The sequence below is a fragment of the Streptomyces sp. TSRI0107 genome (assembly GCF_001905845.1).
Taxonomy (GTDB): Bacteria; Actinomycetota; Actinomycetes; order Streptomycetales; family Streptomycetaceae; genus Streptomyces.
The window spans coordinates 120,227-142,093 of sequence record NZ_LIVZ01000007.1; the positions used below are offsets into that span (position 1 = coordinate 120,227).

The 21,867-nt window shown below is 71.0% G+C and carries 20 protein-coding genes; 1 reads left to right on the forward strand and 19 read right to left on the reverse strand.

Annotation, left to right across the window (positions count from 1 at the left end; all coding sequences use genetic code 11):
* Window positions 1–34: 34 nt before the first annotated feature.
* The 6 genes from carB to pyrR form a co-directional block, all read right to left on the reverse strand.
* The gene (gene carB / locus AMK31_RS19785) at window positions 35–3,343 is read right to left on the reverse strand and encodes a carbamoyl-phosphate synthase large subunit (protein ID WP_073941907.1); all 3,309 of its coding nucleotides are present in this window, start codon (window positions 3,341–3,343) and stop codon (window positions 35–37) included.
* On the reverse strand, window positions 3,336–4,478 hold the full coding sequence (gene carA, locus AMK31_RS19790) for a glutamine-hydrolyzing carbamoyl-phosphate synthase small subunit (protein WP_073941908.1): 1,143 nt from the start codon (window positions 4,476–4,478) through the stop codon (window positions 3,336–3,338). The genes carB and carA overlap by 8 nt, the downstream gene beginning before the upstream one ends.
* Window positions 4,475–5,044, reverse strand: a complete 570-nt coding sequence (locus AMK31_RS19795; protein ID WP_073941909.1) for a PH-like domain-containing protein — start codon at window positions 5,042–5,044, stop codon at window positions 4,475–4,477. The genes carA and AMK31_RS19795 overlap by 4 nt, the downstream gene beginning before the upstream one ends.
* A complete protein-coding gene (locus AMK31_RS19800) occupies window positions 5,041–6,327 on the reverse strand; it encodes a dihydroorotase (protein WP_073941910.1) in 1,287 nt (428 codons plus the stop codon). The genes AMK31_RS19795 and AMK31_RS19800 overlap by 4 nt, the downstream gene beginning before the upstream one ends.
* A 5-nt stretch (window positions 6,328–6,332) precedes the next feature.
* Window positions 6,333–7,313, reverse strand: coding sequence for an aspartate carbamoyltransferase catalytic subunit (locus AMK31_RS19805; protein ID WP_073941911.1), 981 nt, complete (start codon window positions 7,311–7,313; stop codon window positions 6,333–6,335).
* Window positions 7,314–7,403: 90 nt separating this feature from the next.
* Complete coding sequence (gene pyrR / locus AMK31_RS19810) at window positions 7,404–7,964, reverse strand: bifunctional pyr operon transcriptional regulator/uracil phosphoribosyltransferase PyrR (protein WP_073941912.1); 561 nt, start codon at window positions 7,962–7,964, stop codon at window positions 7,404–7,406.
* Between the two features lie 278 nt (window positions 7,965–8,242).
* Between pyrR and bldD the strand changes: the two genes are divergently transcribed.
* Window positions 8,243–8,746 (forward strand): transcriptional regulator BldD, encoded by a 504-nt coding sequence (gene bldD / locus AMK31_RS19815; RefSeq protein WP_030166512.1) that lies wholly within the window; start codon window positions 8,243–8,245, stop codon window positions 8,744–8,746.
* A gap of 174 nt (window positions 8,747–8,920) precedes the next feature.
* Here the strand turns inward: bldD and nusB are convergent, their stop codons facing one another.
* The 13 genes from nusB to AMK31_RS19880 all read right to left on the reverse strand — a co-directional run bounded on the left by nusB (window position 8,921) and on the right by AMK31_RS19880 (window position 21,804).
* Complete coding sequence (gene nusB, locus AMK31_RS19820) at window positions 8,921–9,355, reverse strand: transcription antitermination factor NusB (RefSeq protein WP_073941913.1); 435 nt, start codon at window positions 9,353–9,355, stop codon at window positions 8,921–8,923.
* A 2-nt stretch (window positions 9,356–9,357) separates the two neighbouring features.
* Window positions 9,358–9,924: an elongation factor P gene (gene efp, locus AMK31_RS19825; protein ID WP_015661807.1), complete on the reverse strand. Its 567-nt coding sequence runs from the start codon at window positions 9,922–9,924 to the stop codon at window positions 9,358–9,360.
* Between the two features lie 52 nt (window positions 9,925–9,976).
* A complete protein-coding gene (locus AMK31_RS19830; RefSeq protein WP_073941914.1) occupies window positions 9,977–11,083 on the reverse strand; it encodes an aminopeptidase P family protein in 1,107 nt (368 codons plus the stop codon).
* Window positions 11,084–11,180: 97 nt separating this feature from the next.
* Window positions 11,181–12,074, reverse strand: coding sequence for a Pro-rich N-terminal domain-containing protein (locus AMK31_RS19835; RefSeq protein ID WP_073941915.1), 894 nt, complete (start codon window positions 12,072–12,074; stop codon window positions 11,181–11,183).
* Window positions 12,075–12,235: 161 nt separating this feature from the next.
* Entirely contained in the window at window positions 12,236–13,327 is a 1,092-nt protein-coding gene (gene aroB, locus AMK31_RS19840; protein WP_073941916.1) for a 3-dehydroquinate synthase, read from the reverse strand.
* Window positions 13,324–13,842 carry a shikimate kinase gene (locus AMK31_RS19845; RefSeq protein WP_073941917.1) on the reverse strand — a complete coding sequence of 173 codons (519 nt, stop codon included), beginning with the start codon at window positions 13,840–13,842 and terminating at the stop codon, window positions 13,324–13,326. The genes aroB and AMK31_RS19845 overlap by 4 nt, the downstream gene beginning before the upstream one ends.
* Window positions 13,839–15,023, reverse strand: a complete 1,185-nt coding sequence (gene aroC, locus AMK31_RS19850) for a chorismate synthase (protein WP_073941918.1) — start codon at window positions 15,021–15,023, stop codon at window positions 13,839–13,841. Before aroC ends, AMK31_RS19845 begins: the two co-directional genes overlap by 4 nt.
* A 178-nt stretch (window positions 15,024–15,201) precedes the next feature.
* Window positions 15,202–16,029 carry a shikimate dehydrogenase gene (locus AMK31_RS19855; RefSeq protein WP_073941919.1) on the reverse strand — a complete coding sequence of 276 codons (828 nt, stop codon included), beginning with the start codon at window positions 16,027–16,029 and terminating at the stop codon, window positions 15,202–15,204.
* On the reverse strand, window positions 16,029–17,750 hold the full coding sequence (gene mltG / locus AMK31_RS19860) for an endolytic transglycosylase MltG (RefSeq protein WP_073941920.1): 1,722 nt from the start codon (window positions 17,748–17,750) through the stop codon (window positions 16,029–16,031). The genes AMK31_RS19855 and mltG overlap by 1 nt, the downstream gene beginning before the upstream one ends.
* Window positions 17,751–17,869: 119 nt before the next feature.
* A complete protein-coding gene (ruvX, locus tag AMK31_RS19865; RefSeq protein ID WP_073941921.1) occupies window positions 17,870–18,334 on the reverse strand; it encodes a Holliday junction resolvase RuvX in 465 nt (154 codons plus the stop codon).
* Window positions 18,334–21,006 (reverse strand): alanine--tRNA ligase, encoded by a 2,673-nt coding sequence (gene alaS / locus AMK31_RS19870; protein WP_073941922.1) that lies wholly within the window; start codon window positions 21,004–21,006, stop codon window positions 18,334–18,336. Before alaS ends, ruvX begins: the two co-directional genes overlap by 1 nt.
* A complete protein-coding gene (locus AMK31_RS19875; RefSeq protein ID WP_073941923.1) occupies window positions 21,006–21,350 on the reverse strand; it encodes a hypothetical protein in 345 nt (114 codons plus the stop codon). Before AMK31_RS19875 ends, alaS begins: the two co-directional genes overlap by 1 nt.
* A gap of 7 nt (window positions 21,351–21,357) precedes the next feature.
* A complete protein-coding gene (locus AMK31_RS19880; RefSeq protein ID WP_073942413.1) occupies window positions 21,358–21,804 on the reverse strand; it encodes a DUF948 domain-containing protein in 447 nt (148 codons plus the stop codon).
* Window positions 21,805–21,867 lie beyond the last annotated feature (63 nt).

Consider the following 21,867-nt stretch of genomic DNA (forward strand, 5'->3'; position numbering starts at 1 on the left):
GGGACACCATTTCCGGTGTCCCCCTCAAGGGCTGCTAGTCGCGGGCCGCGGTCAGGAATTCCGCGTGTTCCTGGAGCGATCGGACGCCCACGTCTCCGTGGTTGAGGGCGTCGATGCCCTGGACGGCGGCGGCGAGCGCCTGGACCGTCGTCAGGCACGGCACGGACCGCGCCACGGCCGCCGTACGGATCTCGTAGCCGTCGAGGCGGCCGCCGGTGCCGTACGGGGTGTTGACGATGAGGTCGACCTCGCCGTCGTGGATGAGCTGGACGATGGTCTTCTCGCCGTTCGGGCCGGTGCCCTCGGACTGCTTGCGCACGACGGTGGCGTTGATGCCGTTGCGCTTGAGGACCTCGGCGGTGCCGGAGGTGGCCAGCAGCTCGAAGCCGTGGGCGACCAGCTCGCGCGCCGGGAAGATCATCGAGCGCTTGTCGCGGTTGGCGACCGAGATGAAGGCGCGGCCCTTGGTCGGCAGCGGGCCGTAGGCGCCGGCCTGCGACTTGGCGTACGCCGTGCCGAAGACCGAGTCGATGCCCATGACCTCGCCGGTGGAGCGCATCTCCGGGCCGAGGACGGTGTCGACGCCGCGGCCGTGGATGTCGCGGAACCGCGACCACGGCATGACGGCCTCCTTGACGGAGATCGGCGCGTCGAGCGGGAGCTCGCCGCCGTCGCCGTGCTGGGGCAGCAGGCCCTCGGCGCGCAGCTCGGCGACGGTCGCGCCCAGCGAGATCCGGGCGGCGGCCTTGGCCAGCGGCACCGCGGTCGCCTTGGAGGTGAAGGGCACCGTGCGCGAGGCGCGCGGGTTGGCCTCCAGGACGTAGAGGATGTCGCCCGCCATCGCGAACTGGATGTTGATCAGGCCGCGCACGCCGACGCCCTTGGCGATGGCCTCGGTGGAGGCGCGCAGGCGCTTGATGTCGAAGCCGCCGAGAGTGATCGGGGGCAGGGCGCACGCCGAGTCGCCGGAGTGGATGCCGGCCTCCTCGATGTGCTCCATGACGCCGCCGAGGTACAGCTCCTCGCCGTCGTAGAGGGCGTCGACGTCGATCTCGATCGCGTCGTCGAGGAAGCGGTCGACGAGCACCGGCCGGGTGGGGCTGATCTCGGTCGACTCGGCGATGTACGACTCCAGGCGGGCCTCGTCGTACACGATCTCCATGCCGCGGCCGCCGAGCACGTACGACGGGCGGACGAGGACCGGGTAGCCGATCTCGTCGGCGATGGCCTTGGCCTCGGCGAAGGTGGTGGCGGTGCCGTGCTTGGGGGCCGGCAGGCCGGCCTCCTTCAGGACGCGGCCGAAGGCGCCGCGGTCCTCGGCGGCGTGGATGGCCTCCGGAGAGGTGCCGACGATCGGCACGCCGTTGTCCTTGAGGGCCTGGGCGAGGCCGAGCGGGGTCTGGCCGCCGAGCTGGACGACCACACCGGCGATCGGGCCGGCCTGCTGCTCGGCGTGGACGATCTCCAGCACGTCCTCGAGCGTCAGCGGCTCGAAGTACAGGCGGTCGGAGGTGTCGTAGTCGGTGGAGACGGTCTCCGGGTTGCAGTTGACCATCACGGTCTCGTAGCCCGCGTCGCTCAGCGCGAAGGAGGCGTGGACGCAGGAGTAGTCGAACTCGATGCCCTGGCCGATGCGGTTCGGGCCGGAGCCCAGGATGATGACGGCCGGCTTCTCGCGCGGCGCGACCTCGGTCTCCTCGTCGTACGCCGAGTAGAAGTACGGCGTCCGGGCGGCGAACTCGGCGGCGCAGGTGTCGACCGTCTTGTAGACCGGGCGGATGCCGAGCGCGTGCCGGACCTCGCGGACGACGTCCTCGCGCAGGCCGCGGATCTCACCGATCTGCTGGTCGGAGAAGCCGTGCCGCTTGGCCTCGGCGAGCAGCTCGCGGGTCAGCTCCGGGGCCTCGGCGATCTCGTCGGCGATCTCCTTGATCAGGAAGAGCTGGTCGACGAACCACGGGTCGATCTTCGTGTACTCGAAGACCTCCTCGGGGGTGGCACCCGCGCGGATGGCCTCCATGACCTTGTTGATCCGGCCGTCGGTCGGGCGCACGGCGTCGCGCAGCAGCTCTTCCTTGTCGCCGGTCTCGCCGACGAAGGTGAACTGGCTGCCCTTCTTCTCGAGGGAGCGCAGCGCCTTCTGGAAGGCCTCGGTGAAGTTGCGGCCGATGGCCATGGCCTCGCCGACCGACTTCATGGTGGTGGTCAGCGTGGAGTCGGCCTGCGGGAACTTCTCGAAGGCGAAGCGGGGCGCCTTGACGACCACGTAGTCGAGGGTCGGCTCGAAGGAGGCCGGGGTCTCCTGCGTGATGTCGTTCGGGATCTCGTCCAGCGTGTAGCCGACGGCGAGCTTCGCGGCGATCTTGGCGATCGGGAAGCCGGTCGCCTTGGAGGCGAGGGCCGAGGAGCGGGACACACGCGGGTTCATCTCGATGACGATGACCCGGCCGTCCTCCGGGTTGACCGCGAACTGGATGTTGCAGCCGCCGGTGTCGACGCCGACCTCGCGGATGATCGCGATGCCGACGTCGCGCAGCACCTGGTACTCGCGGTCGGTGAGGGTCATCGCGGGGGCGACGGTGATGGAGTCACCGGTGTGCACGCCCATGGGGTCGAAGTTCTCGATGGAGCAGACGACCACGACGTTGTCGTGCTTGTCGCGCATCAGCTCCAGCTCGTACTCCTTCCAGCCGAGGATGGACTCCTCCAGGAGCACCTCGGTGGTCGGGGAGAGCGTGAGGCCCTGGCCGGCGATGCGGCGCAGCTCCTCCTCGTCGTGCGCGAAGCCGGAGCCGGCGCCGCCCATGGTGAAGGAGGGGCGGACGACGACCGGGTAGCCGCCGAGCGTGTCGACGCCCTTGAGGACGTCGTCCATGGAGTGGCAGATGACCGAGCGGGCGGACTCGCCGTGGCCGATCTTCTTGTTGACCTCCTCGACGACCTCCTTGAACAGGTCGCGGTCCTCGCCCTTGTGGATCGCCTCCACGTTGGCGCCGATCAGTTCGACGCCGTACTTCTCCAGGACGCCGTTCTCGTGCAGCGAGATGGCGGTGTTGAGCGCGGTCTGGCCGCCCAGGGTGGGCAGCAGGGCGTCGGGGCGCTCCTTGGCGATGATCTTCTCGACGAACTCGGGGGTGATCGGCTCGACGTAGGTGGCGTCGGCGATCTCCGGGTCGGTCATGATCGTCGCCGGGTTGGAGTTCACGAGGATGACCCGCAGGCCCTCGGACTTCAGGACCCGGCACGCCTGGGTGCCGGAGTAGTCGAACTCGGCGGCCTGGCCGATGACGATCGGGCCGGAGCCGATGACCAGGACGGACTGGATATCGGTGCGCTTAGGCACGCTGGCCCTCCATCAGGGAAACGAAGCGGTCGAACAGGTAGGCGGCGTCGTGCGGGCCGGCTGCCGCTTCGGGGTGGTACTGGACGCTGAAGGCCGGCTTGTCGAGAAGCTGGAGGCCCTCCACCACGTTGTCGTTGAGGCAGACGTGGGAGACCTCGGCGCGGCCGAAGGGGGTCTCGGAGATCTTGTCGAGCGGGGCGTCGACGGCGAAGCCGTGGTTGTGCGCGGTGACCTCGACCTTGCCGGTCGTACGGTCCTGCACCGGCTGGTTGATGCCGCGGTGGCCGTACTTCAGCTTGTAGGTGCCGAAGCCGAGGGCGCGGCCCAGGATCTGGTTGCCGAAGCAGATGCCGAACAGCGGGGTGCCGCGCTCCAGGACGGACTGCATCACGGAGACCGGGTGGTCGGCGGTGGCCGGGTCGCCCGGGCCGTTGGAGAAGAACACGCCGTCCGGGTTGACGGCGTACACGTCCTCGGCGGTCGCCGTGGCGGGCAGCACGTGCACCTCGATGCCGCGCTCGGCCATGCGGTGCGGGGTCATGCCCTTGATGCCGAGGTCGACGGCGGCGACGGTGAACTTCTTCTCGCCGATCGCGGGGACGACGTACGCCTCGGTGGTGGCGACCTCGGCGGAGAGGTCGGCCCCCTTCATCTCGGGCGCCTCCTGGACGCGGACCAGCAGCGCGGCGTCGTCCTGGATGGCGTCGCCGCTGAAGATGCCGACGCGCATGGCGCCGCGCTCGCGCAGGTGGCGGGTGAGGGCGCGGGTGTCGATGCCGCTGATGCCGACGACGCCCTGGGCGGCCAGCTCCTCGTCCAGCGAGCGCCGGGAGCGCCAGTTGGACGGCACGCGCGCGGGGTCGCGCACGACGTAGCCGGCGACCCAGATGCGCTCGGACTCGGGGTCCTCGTCGTTGACGCCGGTGTTGCCCACGTGCGGGGCGGTCATCACGACGACCTGGCGGTGGTAGGACGGGTCGGTCAGGGTCTCCTGGTAGCCGGTCATGCCGGTGGAGAAGACGGCCTCGCCGAAGGTCTCCCCCACGGCCCCGTAGGCACGGCCGCGGAAGACTCGGCCGTCCTCCAGGACGAGTACGGCGGGAACCTTGCTGGTTCCCCTGGTGGAGGTCGTCATCGTTCGGCGCCTTCCCTGGTGTTCGTTTCGGTCATGGAGTTGAGTACGTCGACCCACTCGTTGTGCTCGGCCGCTCGGTCCGAGCGGAAGCCGGAGTCGATCAGTTTTCCGCCGTGGGCCCAGGTCACGATGAGCAGTCCGCCCTCGGTGAGCACCTTTCCGGCGATGCCCTTGTCGAGCCGGGCCTCACGCAGGCTCGCGGCCGGGACGAAGAAGTCGGTCGCCCCGGGGCGTACGACCTCCAGTCCCGCGTCCGTCAGCGTGAGCTCGGCACGGCTGCGGGTGCCCAGGCCGTGTGCCACGATGCGGTCGAGCCACTGCCCGGCGGTGGTGGAGCCGTGGTAGCGGCCGCTCATCGTCAGTTTCGCCGGACCGGCGGCATCCGGCGCGGTGGGCAGCTCCGGCAGGTCCCCCTGGAGGGTGCCCCGCCATTTCCAGCCCTCGCGCATCAGCCAGTAGACGAGCGCGACGAAGAGGGCGAGACCGACGACCCAGCCGAGGCGGGCGGCCCAGTCGGTCACTTCCGCCGATTCCTTCTCGGCGGCCAGCAGGAGTACAGGTGTCACGTGAGCTTCCCGTCGACGAGCGTGGCCTTGCCCCGGAGCCACGTGTGCGTGACACGGCCCGGCAGCTCACGCCCCTCGTACGGGGTGTTGCGGCTGCGCGAGGCGAAGCCCGCGGGGTCCACGAGCCCACGGTATGCCGTGTCGACGAGGGTGAGGTTGGCGGGCTCACCAGCCGAGACGGGACGTCCGTGGCCCGAGGCCTGTCCGATCCGCGCGGGCGTGACGGACATCCGGTCGGCGACGCCGGCCCAGTCCAGCAGGCCCGTGTCCACCATGGTCGCCTGGACCACCGACAGCGCGGTCTCCAGGCCGACCATGCCCATGGCGGCGGCGGCCCACTCGCAGTCCTTGTCCTCGTGCGGGTGCGGGGCGTGGTCGGTGGCGACGATGTCGATCGTGCCGTCGGCGAGCGCCTCGCGCAGGGCCATCACGTCGCGCTCGGTGCGCAGCGGCGGGTTGACCTTGTAGACGGGGTTGTAGGTGCGCACCAGCTCGTCGGTGAGGAGCAGGTGGTGCGGGGTGACCTCGGCGGTGACCTGGATGCCGCGGGACTTGGCCCAGCGGACGATCTCGACGGAGCCGGCCGTCGACAGGTGGCAGATGTGCACGCGGGAGCCGACGTGCTCGGCGAGCAGCACGTCCCGGGCGATGATCGACTCCTCGGCCACGGCGGGCCAGCCGCCCAGGCCCAGCTCGGCGGAGACGATGCCCTCGTTCATCTCGGCGCCCTCGGTCAGCCGCGGCTCCTGCGCGTGCTGGGCGATGACACCGCCGAAGGCCTTCACGTACTCCAGGGCGCGGCGCATGATCTGCGCGTCATGGACGCACTTGCCGTCGTCGGAGAAGACGGTGACGCCGGCCGCGGACTCGTGCATGGCGCCCAGCTCGGCGAGCTTGCTGCCCTCCAGGCCGACGGTGACGGCGCCGATGGGCTGCACGTCGCAGTAGCCGGACTCCTGGCCGAGCCGCCAGACCTGCTCGACGACACCGGCGGTGTCGGCGACCGGGAAGGTGTTGGCCATGGCGAACACGGAGGTGTAGCCGCCGGAGGCGGCGGCGCGGGTGCCGGTGAGGACGGTCTCGGAGTCCTCGCGGCCGGGCTCGCGCAGGTGGGTGTGCAGGTCGACCAGGCCCGGCAGCAGCACCTTGCCGCCGGCCTCGACGACCTCGGCGCCCTCGGCGGACAGGCCGCTGCCCACCGCCTCGATGGTCTCGCCGTCGATCAGGACGTCCTGCGCCTCGCCGCCGAGGACCTTCGCACCACGGATCAGGATCTTGCTCATGGGTCTTACTTCTCCTCAGCGGTACGGGCGTGGGTGACGGCGGGCTCGTTGCCACCGAGCAGCAGGTAGAGGACGGCCATGCGGATGGAGACGCCGTTGGCGACCTGCTCGACGACCGTGCAGCGGTCGGAGTCGGCGACCTCGGCGGTGATCTCCATGCCGCGCACCATGGGGCCGGGGTGCATCACGATGGCGTGCTCGGGCATCTTCGCCATGCGGTCGCCGTCGAGGCCGTAGCGGCGCGAGTACTCGCGCTCGGTCGGGAAGAACGCGGCGTTCATCCGCTCGCGCTGCACCCGCAGCATCATCACCGCGTCGGACTTGGGCAGCGTGCTGTCGAGGTCGTAGGACACCTCGCAGGGCCAGGTCTCGACGCCGACCGGCACCAGGGTCGGCGGGGCGACCAGGGTGACCTCGGCGCCGAGGGTGTGCAGCAGGTCGACGTTGGAGCGGGCGACCCGGCTGTGCAGGACGTCGCCGACGATGGTGACGCGCTTGCCGGACAGGTCCTGGCCGAGTCCGGCGTCCCGGCCGACCAGGCGGCGGCGCATGGTGAAGGCGTCGAGGAGGGCCTGGGTGGGGTGCTGGTGGGTGCCGTCGCCGGCGTTGATCACGGCCGCGTCGATCCAGCCGGAGTTGGCCAGGCGGTACGGGGCTCCGGAGGCGCCGTGCCGGATGACGACGGCGTCGACGCCCATGGCCTCCAGGGTCTGGGCGGTGTCCTTCAGGGACTCGCCCTTGGACACGCTGGAGCCCTTGGCGGAGAAGTTGATGACGTCCGCGGACAGCCGCTTCTCGGCGGCCTCGAAGGAGATCCGGGTGCGGGTGGAGTCCTCGAAGAAGAGGTTGACCACGGTGCGGCCGCGCAGGGTCGGCAGCTTCTTGATCGGCCGGTCGGCGACCCGGGCCATCTCCTCGGCGGTGTCGAGGATCAGGACGGCGTCGTCGCGGGTGAGGTCGGCGGCCGAGATGAGATGACGCAGCATCTGTCAGGCTCCGTAAGGCAGTTATTCAGGAGAATTAGGGCAAACCTGGTCGCGCGTCGGCGTGCGGAAGCGTCGACGCGCCCTGATCTGCTACTGGTCGCCCGGCTTGGCGCCGAGCAGCACGGTGTCGCGACCGTCCTCCTCGGCGAGCTGGACCTTGACCGTCTCCCGCAGCGACGTGGGGAGGTTCTTTCCGACGTAGTCGGCGCGGATGGGCAGCTCGCGGTGGCCGCGGTCGACGAGGACCGCCAGCTGGACCGCGCGGGGGCGCCCGATGTCGTTCAGGGCGTCGAGGGCGGCGCGGATGGTGCGGCCGGAGAAGAGCACGTCGTCGACCAGGACGACCAGCTTGCCGTCGATGCCGTCACCGGGGATCTCGGTGCGGGCCAGCGCACGCGGCGGGTGCATGCGCAGGTCGTCGCGGTACATGGTGATGTCCAGCGAGCCGCACGGGACCTTGCGCTCGGTGATCTGCTCGAGCTTGGCGGCGAGCCGCCGGCCGAGGAAGACGCCTCGGGTCGGAATGCCGAGGAGCACCACGTCGTCGGCGCCCTTGGCGCGCTCGACGATCTCGTGGGCGATGCGGGTCAGTACCCGCGCGATGTCGGGGCCCTCGAGAACGGGCCTCGCATCGGACGCTTGCGTGTCCATACGAAACGGACCTCCTTCTCCGCCTCACGGGACGGACCTTAAAGGACGTCGGGATTGCGCCACCAACGTTAGCAGGCCCGTACGACACGCCCGAGCACCCCCCTCCCGGGCCCCCGATTTCACCCACTTGGCCCAAGCGATCGCCGATACCACGGAAGAGTCGGTGTGGACCATTCGGCTTGACGCAAGAGAGTCACGCTGCGTAACCTCACAGTGAGTTACCAACCGCGCGGCATGGACCCACGCCAGTCGCGTCGACACAGTGTCCGGGGAGCTATATGTCCAGCGAATACGCCAAACAGCTCGGGGCCAAGCTCCGGGCCATCCGCACCCAGCAGGGCCTTTCCCTCCACGGTGTCGAGGAGAAGTCCCAGGGACGCTGGAAGGCCGTGGTGGTCGGTTCGTACGAGCGCGGTGACCGCGCGGTGACCGTGCAGCGCCTCGCCGAGCTGGCGGATTTCTACGGCGTTCCCGTGCAGGAGCTGCTGCCGGGCACGACCCCGGGCGGCGCCGCCGAGCCGCCGCCGAAGCTGGTCCTGGACCTGGAGCGGCTGGCCACCGTGCCGGCCGAGAAGGCGGGCCCCCTGCAGCGCTACGCGGCGACGATCCAGTCCCAGCGCGGTGACTACAACGGCAAGGTGCTCTCGATCCGCCAGGACGACCTGCGCACACTCGCCGTCATCTACGACCAGTCGCCCTCGGTCCTCACCGAGCAGCTGATCAGCTGGGGTGTGCTGGACGCCGACGCGCGGCGCGCGGTGGCCTCCCACGAGGAGGGCTGAGCGCTCCACAGCGTCGGCAGACGCCCAGCAGAAACGTGCCGCCGGGGTGGCCGGAACCGATCGGTTCCGGCCACCCCGGCGGCGTTCTGCGGGCCGCACGGCCCCTGGACGTACGGCGGACGCCCGAGGGCCCGCAGCAGTGGTGCTGCGGGCCCTCGGGCGTCTTGGGGGCTCTCAGGCCTGGTCGCGGCGCAGCGACGGCTTGAGTTCCTTGAGCCGGCCGAGCAGGCCGTTGACGAACGAGGGCGACTCGTCCGTGGAGAACTCCTTCGCCAGCTGCACCATCTCGTCGAGGACGACGGCGTCCGGGGTCTCGTCGACCCAGATCAGCTCGTACGCGCCGAGACGCAGGATGTTGCGGTCCACGACCGGCATCCGGTCGAGCGTCCAGCCGACCGAGTACTGCGAGATCAGCTCGTCGATCCGGGCCGCGTGCTCCGCGTAGCCCTCGACCAGCTGCATCGTGTACTCGCTCACCGGCGGCTGCCGGGTGTCGGCCCGGGAGAGCCGGATCCAGTCCGCGAGGACCGTCAGGACGTCGGCGCCGCGCTGGTCGCCCTCGAAGAGGATCTGGAAGGCGCGCTTGCGGGCCGTGTTGCGGGCAGCCACGGTTAGCTGTTCACCCGGCCGAGGTAGTCGCTGGTGCGGGTGTCGACCTTGATCTTCTCACCGGTGGTGATGAAGAGCGGGACCTGGATCTGGTGGCCGGTCTCCAGGGTGGCGGGCTTGGTGCCGCCGGTGGAGCGGTCGCCCTGGACGCCCGGCTCGGTCTCCTGGATGACCAGCTCGACGGCGGCCGGCAGCTCGACGAAGAGCACCTCGCCCTCGTGCTGGGCGACGGTGGCCGTGAAGCCCTCGATCAGGAAGTTGGCGGCGTCGCCGACGGCCTTGCGGTCGACCATGAGCTGGTCGTACGTCTCCATGTCCATGAAGACGAAGTACTCGCCGTCCATGTACGAGAACTGCATGTCGCGCTTGTCGACAGTGGCCGTCTCGACCTTGACGCCGGCGTTGAAGGTCTTGTCGACGACCTTGCCGGAGAGCACGTTCTTGAGCTTGGTGCGCACGAAGGCCGGGCCCTTGCCGGGCTTGACGTGCTGGAACTCGACGACGGACCAGAGCTGGCCGCCTTCGAGCTTGAGCACCATGCCGTTCTTGAGGTCGTTCGTGGAAGCCACGGTTGCGGAATCTCCTGGACTGACGTGGACGACCCCGGGGGCACGCACCTGCCTATAGTGCGAGCAGCTCCTTGGTCGTGATGGTGAGTAGCTCGGGTCCGCCGTCCGCCTCGGGGCGGACGACGAGCGTGTCATCGATCCGGACGCCGCCCCGGCCCGGGAGGTGGACCCCCGGTTCGACGGTGACCGGCACGCAAGCGTCCAGTTTACCCATTGCGGCGGGAGCCAACTGAGGGTCCTCGTCGATTTCGAGTCCCACGCCGTGGCCGATGAGCGGAGGCAGTCCTTCCCCGCGGCCCGCCGAGTCCAGCACCTGCCGCGCCGCGCGGTCCACGTCCCGGTAGGCGGCGCCGGGCGCCAGGCTCTCGCGTCCGGCGCGCTGGGCGGCGAAGACCAGGTCGTACAGCTCGATCTGCCAGTCGGCGGGCGAGGTCCCGATCACGAAGGTACGGCCGATCTCGCACCGGTAGCCGCGGTAGGTGGCGCCCAGACAGACGGAGAGGAAGTCGCCCTCCTCCACGCGCCGGTCCGTGGGCCGGTGCCCGCGGCGGCCGGAGTTCGGGCCGGTGCCGACGGAGGTGGGGAACGCCGGCCCGTCGGCGCCGTGGTCGACCAGGCGCCGTTCCAGCTCCAGCGCGAGATGCCGCTCCGTGCGGCCGACGAGGATGGACTCCAGCAGTTCGCCGAGTGCCTGGTCGGCGATCTCCGCGCCGATGCGCAGACAGGAGATCTCCTCCTCGTCCTTCACCACCCTCAGCTGCTCGACCGCGCCGCCCAGATCGGCCAGCCGCAGCCGGGGGGCGACCGAGCCGATGGCCCGGTGCCGGGAGACGGTGAGGTGGTGTTCCTCGACGGCCAGGGACTCGGCGCCCTGCGCGGTGGCCAGGTCGGCGGCCGCGACGGCGGGGTCGCCGCCGAGGCGGGGCAGGGCGTGCACGCGCAGCGCCTCGTCCGGGCGCCCCTCGAAGGGGCGGTCCTCGGGCGGGCCTGCGCACACCAGCAGGTCTTCGCGCTTGCCCAGCAGCAGTACGGCACCTTGGGGAGCCGCGCCCGCTAGGTAGCGCACGTTGGCGGGACGGGAGACGAGCGCTGCCGCGGTGCCGGCCGCGGTGCAGCGTTCCCGTACTCGCGTACGGCGGGTCGCGTACACCTCTGACATGAGTCGAGCGTAGGAGCTCCCCGGGCTCGGCGCCGTTCGGGAGAGGCTGAGTGGGGCAAGGGTCCGTCAGCCGACGGGCCGGCTCAGTCCCCCCGGGTCACCACGCGGGCGGGCTCGCGATCGAGCGCGACAGGATCTCGTCCAGGACCCGGGCCGTGCCGGGGACGTCGAGCTGGGAGTTGTCGATGATCGGCAGTCCCGAGCCGTACCAGCCGGCCATGCGGCCGTGGATGCGGGCGACCTCCTCGTCGGTGAGGCGGCGGTTGCCGCTGCGCTCGGCGTTGCGCTCCAGCACGATGTCGAGCCCGGGGAGGAGGACGACGGGCAGCAGGCCGGGGCCGACGTGCCGCTTCCAGCCGCCGAGGCCGACGACGGGCCGGTCCGGGAAGACGGCGTCGTCGAGGATGCAGGAGATGCCGTTGGCCAGGAAGTTCCGCGCGGCGAAGCCGCAGGTGCGGCGAGCCAGGCGGTACTGGGCCTCCGAGTTGTCGTTCCACCCGGACTGCGGGTCGGCGAACCCCGAGCGGACCCATTCGCGTACGTCGTCCAGGCTGATGTGGGCCGTGGGCACCCGGCGGTGGTCCGCCCAGTACTTGGCGACGCTGGTCTTGCCCGCTCCGGCGGGGCCGATCAGCAGCACCGCGAGGGTCGTGGTGGCCGGGTCGGGCGCGGCGACGGCCGGCGGGGCGGTGGGTATGGTCACGGGGCCGCCGGGCGGCAGCGCCACATGGCCGGTGGTGTCCGGCGCGTGCGGCGGCACGCCCGGATGCGCGGAGCCGGGCGCTCCGGGGAAGCCCGGCGCGGGCGGCGGCGGGGGGACGGGAGCTGATCCGTGGGGCACCGGGGCGGGACCTTGCGGTACCGGGGCGGGGCCCTGGTGCGGACCCGGGTGGTGGGGACCCGGGTGGTGTGCGGCCGGCGACCAGCCGGCGGCCGGACCGTGCCCCGGCTGGTGGGGCGGCGGCAGCGGAGACCCCACTGCGTGCTGCATCCGGTGCCACTCCGTCTCGTACAGGCGATAGCGCTGGCAGCGGGCGGGACCCGCTTCGCTACCGAACGGTACCGCCCCCGGCCGTCCTTTGGTGAACGGCCGGGGGCGGCCCGAAGTGCCCGTCGCGGCAAGCGAATCGGACGGAAGGGTCCCGGCGGGACTTACTGGGCGACCTCGCCGTAGGCGGCGAGCAGCATGGCCGGATCGGGGCCCTCCATGACGGTCGGCTTGGCGAGCCCGTCCAGGACGATGAAGCGCAGCACGTCGCCGCGGGACTTCTTGTCGACCTTCATCGTCTGCAGCAGCTTGGGCCACTGGTCGTAGCGGTAGCTGAGCGGCAGGCCCACCGATTCGAGGATGGTGCGGTGACGGTCGGCGGTGGCGTCGTCCAACCGGCCCGCCAGACGGCCGAGTTCGGCGGCGAAGTGCATGCCGACGGCGACCGCGGCACCGTGCCGCCACTTGTAGCGCTCGTTCTTCTCGATGGCGTGGCCGAGGGTGTGGCCGTAGTTGAGGATCTCCCGGAGGCCGGTCTCCTTCAGGTCGGAGGAGACCACGTGCGCCTTCACCCGGATCGACCGCTCGATCAGCTCGGCGGTGTGCGGGCCGGCCGGGGTGCGCGCGGCCTCCGGGTCGGCCTCGATCAGGTCCAGGATCACCGGGTCGGCGATGAAACCGGCCTTGATGACCTCCGCGAGCCCGGAGACGTAGTCGTGCACCGCGAGGGAGTCCAGCGCGGCCAGGTCGCACAGGACGCCGGCCGGGGGGTGGAAGGAGCCCACGAGGTTCTTGCCCTCGGCGGTGTTGATGCCGGTCTTGCCGCCGACCGCCGCGTCGACCATGGCCAGCACGGTCGTCGGGATCGCGATCCAGCGCACTCCGCGCAGCCAGGTCGCGGCCACGAACCCGGCCAGGTCGGTGGTGGAGCCGCCGCCGACACCGACGATCACGTCGGTGCGGGTGAACCCGGACTGGCCCAGCGCCTTCCAGCAGTAGGCGGCGACCTCCGCGGTCTTCGCCTCCTCCGCGTTCGGCACCTGGATCGCGACCGCCTCGTAGCCCTGCTCGGCCAGGTCCGCGCGCAGCGCCTCGCCGGTCTCGGCCAGCGCCTCCGGGTGGATCACCGCCACCCGCGCGGCCTTGTCGCCGATCAGACCGCCCAGCTCGCCCAGCAGCTGACGGCCCACCAGGACCTCGTACGGTTCGCTGCCCGGGGTGCCGCCGACCTGGATCCGCGTCACAGACTCGCTCATGCTTCCTTCAACTCCAGTGCGTCCAGCACCGCCTGGGCGACCTCGTCCGGCGTGCGGGCGTCGGTGGCCACGACCGCGCGGGCCACCTCCTCGTACAGGTGCCGGCGGGCTTCCATCAGCTCCCGCCACTGCTTGCGCGGGTTGATCGCCAGCAGCGGGCGGGCGGCGTTCAGGCCGGTGCGCCGGGCCGCCTCCTCGACGTCCATCGACAGGTAGACGACCCGCTGCCCGGCGAGGAGCGCGCGGGTGTCGGCGTCGAGGACCGCGCCGCCGCCGAGGGCGAGGACGCCGTCGTGCTCGGTCAGCGCCCGGTGCACGGCCCGCTTCTCGACGGCCCGGAAGGCGGGCTCGCCCTCGTCGACGAAGATGTCGGCGATGGCCCGCCCCTGCTCGGCGACGATGTCGTCGTCGGTGTCCCGGTAGCCGACCCCCAGCCGCTCGGCGAGCAGCTGCCCGACGGTGGACTTGCCCACCCCCATCGGGCCGACCAGGACGACGACAGGACCGGTGCTCATCGGATGTGCAGGTTGTCGAGGTACGACCGCACGTTGCGGCTGGTCTCGGCGACGCTGTCGCCGCCGAACTTCTCCGCCACCGCGTCGGCGAGGACCAGGGCGACCATCGCCTCGGCCACGATGCCGGCGGCCGGCACGGCGCAGACGTCGGAGCGCTGGTGGTGGGCGGCCGCGGGCTCGCCGGTGACGACGTCCACGGTCTTCAGGGCGCGCGGCACGGTGGCGATGGGCTTCATCGCCGCGCGGACCCGCAGCAGCTCACCCGTGGTCAGACCGCCCTCGGTACCGCCGGAGCGGCCCGAGGCGCGCCTGATGCCCTCGTCCGTGGTGACGATCTCGTCGTGCGCCTTGGAGCCCGGCACCCGGGCCAGCTCGAAGCCGTCGCCGACCTCGACGCCCTTGATCGCCTGGATGCCCATCAGCGCGGCGGCGAGCCGGGCGTCGAGACGCCGGTCCCAGTGCACGTGCGAGCCGAGGCCCACGGGGACGCCGTACGCCAGCACCTCGACGACACCGCCGAGCGTGTCGCCGTCCTTGTGGGCCTGGTCGATCTCCGCGACCATCGCCTTCGACGCGTCCGCGTCCAGGCACCGCACCGGGTCGGCGTCCAGCTTCTCCACGTCGGCGGGCGTCGGGTAGACGCCGTAGGGGGCCTTGGCGGCGGCCAGCTCCACCACGTGGGAGACGATCTCGATGCCGGCCGTCTCCTTCAGGTACGACCGGGCCACCGCGCCGAGCGCCACCCGCGCCGCCGTCTCGCGCGCCGACGCGCGCTCCAGGATCGGCCGGGCCTCGTCGAAGCCGTACTTCTGCATGCCCGCGAGGTCGGCGTGGCCGGGCCGCGGGCGGGTCAGGGGGGCGTTGCGGGCCAGTTCGGCCAGCTCCGCCGGGTCGACCGGGTCGGCCGCCATGACCTTCTCCCACTTGGGCCACTCGGTGTTGCCGACCATGACGGCGACCGGGGAGCCGAGTGTGAGTCCGTGCCGGACGCCACCGATGAAGGTGACCTCGTCCCGCTCGAACTTCATCCGCGCACCGCGCCCATAGCCGAGCCGCCGCCGCGCCAGGTGGTCCGCCACCATCTCCGTGGTGATCGGCACGCCGGCGGGAAGTCCCTCCAGCGTCGCGACGAGTGCGGGGCCGTGGGACTCCCCCGCGGTCAGCCAGCGCAACCTGCTCAACGGTGCTCCTCAGTGCTCGCGCCCTGGTACTGCCCTGCGTGCGCGTGTCCTCGCGCACGGCGGTGGCGCGACCGGGTGCGCGGCCCTGGCCCGCCACCCCCGATCCTCCCACGTCCGGGCCGTTGTCCCATCCGCCGGTCCACCAGGCGGACGGGCGGGCGCCGCTCCCAGGCGCGGCTCAGCGCTCCGCGAGAGCGTGCTCGCCCGCCCGGCGCATGGCGTTGACGGGGGCCGGGGCGCGGCCGGTCATCTGTTCCACCTGCAGTACGGCCTGGTGGACGAGCAGGTCGAGGCCGCTGACGACGGCGCCGCCGTACGCGGACCAGCGGGCGGCGAGGGTGGTCGGCCAGGGGTCGTACAGCACGTCGAAGAGGGCGGCGGGCCGCTCGGGGATGGCGGCGGCCAGCGCGTCGGTGGTGCCCGCCGGCGTGGTCGCGACGACCAGGGGCGCGCGCAGCGCCTGCTCGGCGTCGGCCCAGTCGGCGACGCGGATCCCGACGTCCAGCCGCTCGGCCCACTGCCGCATCTCGGCGGCCCGGGCCTCGCTGCGGACGTAGACGGCGATCTCACCGGTGCAGATCCGGGCCAGCGCGGCGAGGGCGGAGGAGGCGGTGGCGCCCGCGCCGAGGACGGCCGCGCTGTCGACCTTCTCGATGCCGTGCTCGGCCAGCGCCGCGACCATGCCGGGGATGTCGGTGTTGTCGCCGGTCCGGCGGCCGTCCTCGTGGAGGACGACGGTGTTCACGGCGTCCACGGCGGACGCGGTCTCGCTGATCTCGTCGAGCAGCGGGATCACCGCCCGCTTCAGCGGCATGGTCAGCGACAGCCCCGCCCACTCCGGACCCAGCCCGTCGAGGAAGCCGGGCAGCGCCGCCTCGTCGACGTCGAAGCGGTCGTACGTCCATCCGGTCAGCCCCAGCTCGGCGTACGCGGCGCGGTGCAGCACCGGGGACAGGGAGTGGGCGATCGGCGAGCCGAGAACGGCGGCTCGGCGGGCTGGGGACATCAGTTGTTCCTCGAAGCGTTCCACTGGTCGACCAGCTTCTGGTGCTCTGCGTTGGTCTTGGTGAACTTGCTGGTCTTGCCGTCCATCGAGATGAAGTAGTACCAGCCGTCGTCGGTCGGGTCGAGCGCGCCCGTGAGCGCCTCCTCGCCCGGGTTGCCGATCGGTCCGGGCGGCAGGCCCTTGTAGTAGTACGTGTTGTACGGGTTGTCGTAGTTCCGCAGCTCGGCCAGCGTGAGGTCGATCTTGCTCTGGTTCTTGATGTAGTTGTACGTGGAGTCGAACTCCAGCATGCCGTTGGTCTGCGGGTTGGCCGGCTTCATCCGGTTGTAGACGACCTCGGCCATCTTGCGGAAGTCGTCGTGGCTGGTGCCCTCGGCCTGGGCGAGGCTGGCGACCGTGATCAGCTGCCAGGGGCCGTCGAGGCCCAGGCTCTCCGCCTTCTTCTCGACACCCATCTTCTCGTAGGTGTCGGTGGCCCGCTGGACCATCTGCTTGAGGACGTCCTCGGGCTTCTGCCCCTTGGCGACCGGATAGCTGGAGGGGTAGAGGAACCCTTCCAGCGGGTCCTTGACGTTCTCGTGGCCCTGCGCCCAGCCGGGCAGACCGAGCTTCTTCCAGTCGTCCTCGGCCACCTTGGCGGTGGTGCCCTCGGTGACCTCCAGGCGCTGGTCGATGAGGGCGTAGATGTCGGCGTTGCGTTTGCCCTCGGCGATGATCAGGTTGTTGCGGCTCTCGTCGCTGAGCATCAGTTCGACGGCGCTCTCGGCGGACATCTCCTTCTGGAGCGTGTACACGCCGTCCTGGATGCTCTTGCCCTCGGGGTTGCCGTTCTGGGCGGCGACGAAGGCGTCGACGCTCTTGACGACGCCCGCCTGCTTCAGCAGGTTGCCCATCGTGTAGCCGCTCGCACCCTTGGGGATGGTGACGGACACCTGCTCGCCATTGCCGTCGCCCGCGAAGTCCGGGGCCTCGCCGAAACGATCCTGGTAGAACTGCAGGCCGAAATAGCCGACGCCGGCGAGACCGCCGCCGAGCACCAGGACGACCACCAGGCAGGCGACTCCGTTGCGGCTCTTCTTCTTGCCGCCGCGGCCCCGCCGGTCGCCTCGGTCACCCCGGTCGCCGCGGCCACGCCGCCCGCCCGCCTCGTCGTCGAAGTCGTCCGCGTCGTCCGGGCCGTCGGAGTCGCGGTCGTCGTCGCCCGCGAAGAAGGCGTGCTCGCCCTGGTCGGGACCCGGGTCCCAGTCGGTCTGCGGCTCGGGCTCGGCGCTGCGCCGGGCGGGCGGCTCGGGCGGCGGGTAGGCGTCCTGGGTGCCGTAGAAGTCGGGCTGCGCCCCGTCGTAGGCCGCCGACTGCTGGGCGTACGGGTCCGCCGGGTCGGCGGGGTACTGGACCTGCGGCTGGGCGCCGGTGGACCAGGCGTCACCGTTGCCGTACGGCTGCTGCTGCGGGTCGTACTGCTGCCCGCCCTGGCCGGGGTACTGCTGGCCACCGTAGTTCTGGTACTGCTGCTGATTCTGGCCGTACGCGGCGTGCGCGCCGGTGTCGCTCCACTCGCCGTACTGCGGCTGCTGCGGCTGCTGCGGATGGTGCTGCGGCCGGCCGCCGTAGGACGACTGTGGGCCCGGGTGGGCCTGCTGTCCTCCCCATCCGCCGTCCCCGTACAACGGGTCCTCCGGATGCCACGGTTCGGAGCCTTGGCCCCGGCCATACTCAGTCATCGATCCCCTAGAGCCGCGAGGCGGCGGTCGCGGTCTCGGAAACCGGTTCCGTTCCGCCTCTTGCTGTGCGGCGGCTGTTCGAATGCCGCCGCATCGCGCGGAACGTTACCGTATCGCGATCAGATGACCACTTCGACGCCCTCGCCGGGTGCTTTACCTGACACCCGTTCGGATTCCAGGGCCTGTTGAAGGATGATCACCGCTGCCGCCTGGTCGATGACGGACCGCCCCTTCTTCGACTTCACGCCCGAAGCGCGCAGTCCCTGGCTCGCCGTCACCGTCGTCATGCGTTCGTCGACGAGTCTCACCGCGACCGGCGCGATCATGCGTGCGAGTTCCTGGGCGAAGCCGCGGACCTTGGCCGCGGCCGGGCCCTCGCCCCCCTTGAGGGAACGCGGAAGCCCGACCACCACCTCGATCGGCTCGTACTCCTCGACCAGCTGCCTCAGCCTGCGCTGGGCCGCGGGGACGTCCCGGCCGGGCACGGTCTCCACCGGCGTGGCGAGGATCCCGTCGGGGTCGCACGAGGCGACCCCGATGCGGGCGTCCCCGACGTCGATGGCGAGCCGACGTCCTCTGCGCATTACTTGGCCGTCTCCGCGACCAGGCGCTCGACGGCGTCCACGGCGTCACCGATGGCGGCCGGGTTCTGGCCGCCGCCCTGGGCGACGTCCGGCTTGCCGCCACCGCCGCCGCCGAGGGTCTTGGCGGCCGTGCGGACCAGGTCGCCGGCCTTGAGGCCGCGCTCGCGGGCGGCCTCGTTGGTGGCGATCACCGTCAGCGGCTTGCCGTTGACCGTGGTGAACAGGGCCACCACGGCGGCCCGGCCGCCCTGGATGCGGCCGCGCACGTCGAGGACCAGCTTGCGCAGGTCGTCGGCGGTGGTGCCGTCCGGGACCTGGCCGGTGACCAGGGCCACACCGCGCACGTCCTTGGCGGACTCGGCGAGACCGGCGGCGGCCTGCAGCACCTTCTCCGCGCGGAACTTCTCGATCTCCTTCTCGGCGTCCTTGAGCTTGCCGAGCATGGCGGAGACCTTCTCCGGAAGCTCCTCCGGACGGCCCTTGATCAGCTCCTGGAGCTGGGCCACGACCGTGTGCTCACGGGCGAGGAAGTTGTAGGCGTCCACGCCGACCAGGGCCTCGATACGGCGCACACCGGAGCCGATGGAGGACTCGCCGAGCAGCTTCACCAGGCCCAGCTGGGCGGTGTTGTGCACGTGCGTGCCGCCGCACAGCTCCTTGGAGAAGTCGCCGATGGTGACGACGCGCACCCGCTCGCCGTACTTCTCGCCGAACTCGGCGATGGCGCCCTGCTTCTTGGCCTCGTCGATGCCCATGACCTCGGCGTGCACGGCGAGGTCGCGGGACAGCACCTCGTTGATCTTCTGCTCGACGTCGGTCATCACGGCCGTCGGAACGGCGGACGGCGAGCCGAAGTCGAAGCGGAAGCGGCCGGGCTGGTTCTCGGAACCGGCCTGGGCGGCCGTCGGGCCGAGCGCGTCGCGCAGGGCCTGGTGGGTGAGGTGGGTGGCCGAGTGGGCGCGGGCGATGGCCGTGCGACGGCGGGCGTCGATCGAGGCGTGGGCCTTGGCGCCGACGGTGACCTCGCCGACCTGGACGACGCCCTTGTGGACGTAGACGCCGGGCACCGGCTTCTGGCAGTCGCGGATCTCGATGACGGCACCGGTGTCGACCTTGATCCGGCCGGTGTCGCCGATCTGGCCGCCGCCCTCGGCGTAGAACGGGGTCCGGTCGAGGACGATCTCGACCTCGTCGCCCTCGGTGGCGGCCGGGGAGGAGACGCCGTCGACGAGGATGCCGACGACCGTGGTCTCGCCCTCGGTGTCGGTGTAGCCGATGAAGTCGGTCGCACCGGCCTTGTCGGCGATCTCACGGTAGGCGCCGGCGCCGGCGTGGCCGGTCTTCTTGGCCTGGGCGTCGGCCTTGGCGCGCTCCCGCTGCTCCTTCATCAGGCGGCGGAAGCCCTCCTCGTCCACGGAGAGGCCCTGCTCGGCGGCCATCTCCAGGGTGAGGTCGATCGGGAAGCCCCAGGTGTCGTGGAGCAGGAAGGCCTTGTCGCCGGGCAGGACGGTTCCGCCGGCGGCCTTGGTGTCGGTGACGGCCGTGTCGAGGATGTTGGTGCCGGCCTTCAGCGTCTTGAGGAAGGCGTTCTCCTCGGCGAGGGCGACCTTCTCGATGCGCTCGCGGTCGGTGATCAGCTCGGGGTACTGCTGGCCCATCATGCCGATCACGGTGTCGATCAGGTCCTTGACGACCGGACCGGTGGCGCCGAGCAGGCGCATGTTGCGGATGGCGCGGCGCATGATGCGGCGCAGCACGTACCCGCGGCCCTCGTTGCCGGGGGTCACGCCGTCGCCGATGAGCATGACGGACGTGCGCATGTGGTCGGTGACCACGCGCAGGGAGACGTCCGACTCGTGGGCGTCGCCGTAGGCCACGCCGGTCAGCTCGGTGGCCTTCTTGATGACGGCCATGGAGGTGTCGATCTCGTACATGTTCTGCACGCCCTGCAGAATCATGGCGAGGCGTTCCAGACCGAGGCCGGTGTCGATGTTCTTGCTCGGCAGCTCGCCCAGGATCTCGAAGTTGTCCTTGCCGATGCCCTCGCCCCGCTCGTACTGCATGAAGACGAGGTTCCAGATCTCGACGTACCGCTCGTCGTTGACGGCGGGGCCGCCCTCGACGCCGAACTCGGGGCCGCGGTCGTAGTTGATCTCGGAGCAGGGGCCGCAGGGGCCGGGGACGCCCATGGACCAGTAGTTGTCCTTCATGCCGAGGCGCTGGATGCGCTCCTTCGGCACGCCGACGACCTCGTGCCAGATGCGCTCGGCCTCGTCGTCGTCCTTGTAGACGGTGATCCAGAGCTTCTCCGGCTCCAGGCCGTAACCGCCCTTGTCCTGGGGCGTGGTGAGCAGCTCCCAGGCGTACTTGATGGCGCCTTCCTTGAAGTAGTCGCCGAAGGAGAAGTTGCCGCACATCTGGAAGAACGTGCCGTGCCGCGTGGTCTTGCCGACCTCTTCGATGTCGGGCGTGCGCACGCACTTCTGGACGCTGGTGGCGCGGGCGAAGGGCGGCTTGACCTCGCCCAGGAAGTAGGGCTTGAAGGGCACCATGCCGGCCGGGACGAGGAGCAGAGTCGGGTCGTCCGCGATGAGCGACGCCGAAGGGACGACGGTGTGCCCGCGCTCCTCGAAGAAGCTCAGCCAGCGACGGCGGATCTCAGCCGACTCCATCAGTGGTCCTCATTCCGGTTGTACGAGTACGTCGTGTTCTCGATGTACTTGGGGTCGTTGCGGTTCTCGATGACGGCGTAGCGCCGCGGAGCGGGCAGCTCGGGGTCCGCGTTGATGCCGAGGGCCTCGCCGAGTTCGGCCTCCCGCTGGGCCATGTTGTCGCGGACGTCGAGGGCGAAGCCGACCGCGCGGTCCTTGAGCCGGTGGCCCGCCTCGATCGCCTTGTTCGCCGCGGTCGCGGCCAGGCTCTCGGGGGTCAGCTGCTTCAGCTTGCGGTTGACCTTGGTGGTGGCCCACACACCGGCGGCGACACCCGTGGTGAACCAGAACGTACGGCGGAACATCGCTGGTTCAGTCCTTCTTTCCGCGGAGGTTTCGCTTCGCCCGCCGCGCGGCCGGGACGGTACGGCCCACGATCACGGTACGCCGGGGTGCCCGCTCGGGCACGTCGTCCTTGCGTCCGCCGAGCGCCCGGCGGACGCCGTATCCGAAGGCCGCGACCTTGACCAGCGGGCCTCCGAAGGTGGAGGCGACGGTGGTCGACAGCGCGGACGCGTTGGACGTGACCTCCTGGACGTCGGAGGCGATCGCGTCGACCCGGTCGATCTGGGTCTGCGCGGAGCGCACCGCCTCGGAGGCGTCGGCCAGCAGCGGGACGGCCTGGTCGGTCACGTCCGCCACGAGCTTGGTGGTCGCCTTGAGCGTCTGGGCCAGCCTCACGAGTGCCACCGCGAGGAAGGAGACCAGGATCGCCCAGAAGACGGCCACCAGGATCCCGGCCACCTCTCCACCGGACACCTTGTGCACCCGCTCCCTGAAACGTGCCTGAACATCGAGAAAGTCGTGCACCGAGCCTATCGC

What these genes read in the sequence shown, in the direction of transcription:
- carA (WP_073941908.1), bottom strand. Translation starts at nt 4,478, where the DNA reads ATGACGACCTCCACCAGGGGAACCAGCAAGGTTCCCGCCGTACTCGTC.
- AMK31_RS19800 (WP_073941910.1), bottom strand. Translation starts at nt 6,327, where the DNA reads ATGAGCAAGATCCTGATCCGTGGTGCGAAGGTCCTCGGCGGCGAGGCG.
- AMK31_RS19805 (WP_073941911.1), bottom strand. Translation starts at nt 7,313, where the DNA reads ATGCTGCGTCATCTCATCTCGGCCGCCGACCTCACCCGCGACGACGCC.
- pyrR (WP_073941912.1), bottom strand. Translation starts at nt 7,964, where the DNA reads ATGGACACGCAAGCGTCCGATGCGAGGCCCGTTCTCGAGGGCCCCGAC.
- bldD (WP_030166512.1), top strand. Translation starts at nt 8,243, where the DNA reads ATGTCCAGCGAATACGCCAAACAGCTCGGGGCCAAGCTCCGGGCCATC.
- AMK31_RS19830 (WP_073941914.1), bottom strand. Translation starts at nt 11,083, where the DNA reads ATGTCAGAGGTGTACGCGACCCGCCGTACGCGAGTACGGGAACGCTGC.
- AMK31_RS19835 (WP_073941915.1), bottom strand. Translation starts at nt 12,074, where the DNA reads ATGCAGCACGCAGTGGGGTCTCCGCTGCCGCCGCCCCACCAGCCGGGG.
- aroB (WP_073941916.1), bottom strand. Translation starts at nt 13,327, where the DNA reads ATGAGCGAGTCTGTGACGCGGATCCAGGTCGGCGGCACCCCGGGCAGC.
- AMK31_RS19845 (WP_073941917.1), bottom strand. Translation starts at nt 13,842, where the DNA reads ATGAGCACCGGTCCTGTCGTCGTCCTGGTCGGCCCGATGGGGGTGGGC.
- AMK31_RS19855 (WP_073941919.1), bottom strand. Translation starts at nt 16,029, where the DNA reads ATGTCCCCAGCCCGCCGAGCCGCCGTTCTCGGCTCGCCGATCGCCCAC.
- mltG (WP_073941920.1), bottom strand. Translation starts at nt 17,750, where the DNA reads ATGACTGAGTATGGCCGGGGCCAAGGCTCCGAACCGTGGCATCCGGAG.
- ruvX (WP_073941921.1), bottom strand. Translation starts at nt 18,334, where the DNA reads ATGCGCAGAGGACGTCGGCTCGCCATCGACGTCGGGGACGCCCGCATC.
- alaS (WP_073941922.1), bottom strand. Translation starts at nt 21,006, where the DNA reads ATGGAGTCGGCTGAGATCCGCCGTCGCTGGCTGAGCTTCTTCGAGGAG.
- AMK31_RS19875 (WP_073941923.1), bottom strand. Translation starts at nt 21,350, where the DNA reads ATGTTCCGCCGTACGTTCTGGTTCACCACGGGTGTCGCCGCCGGTGTG.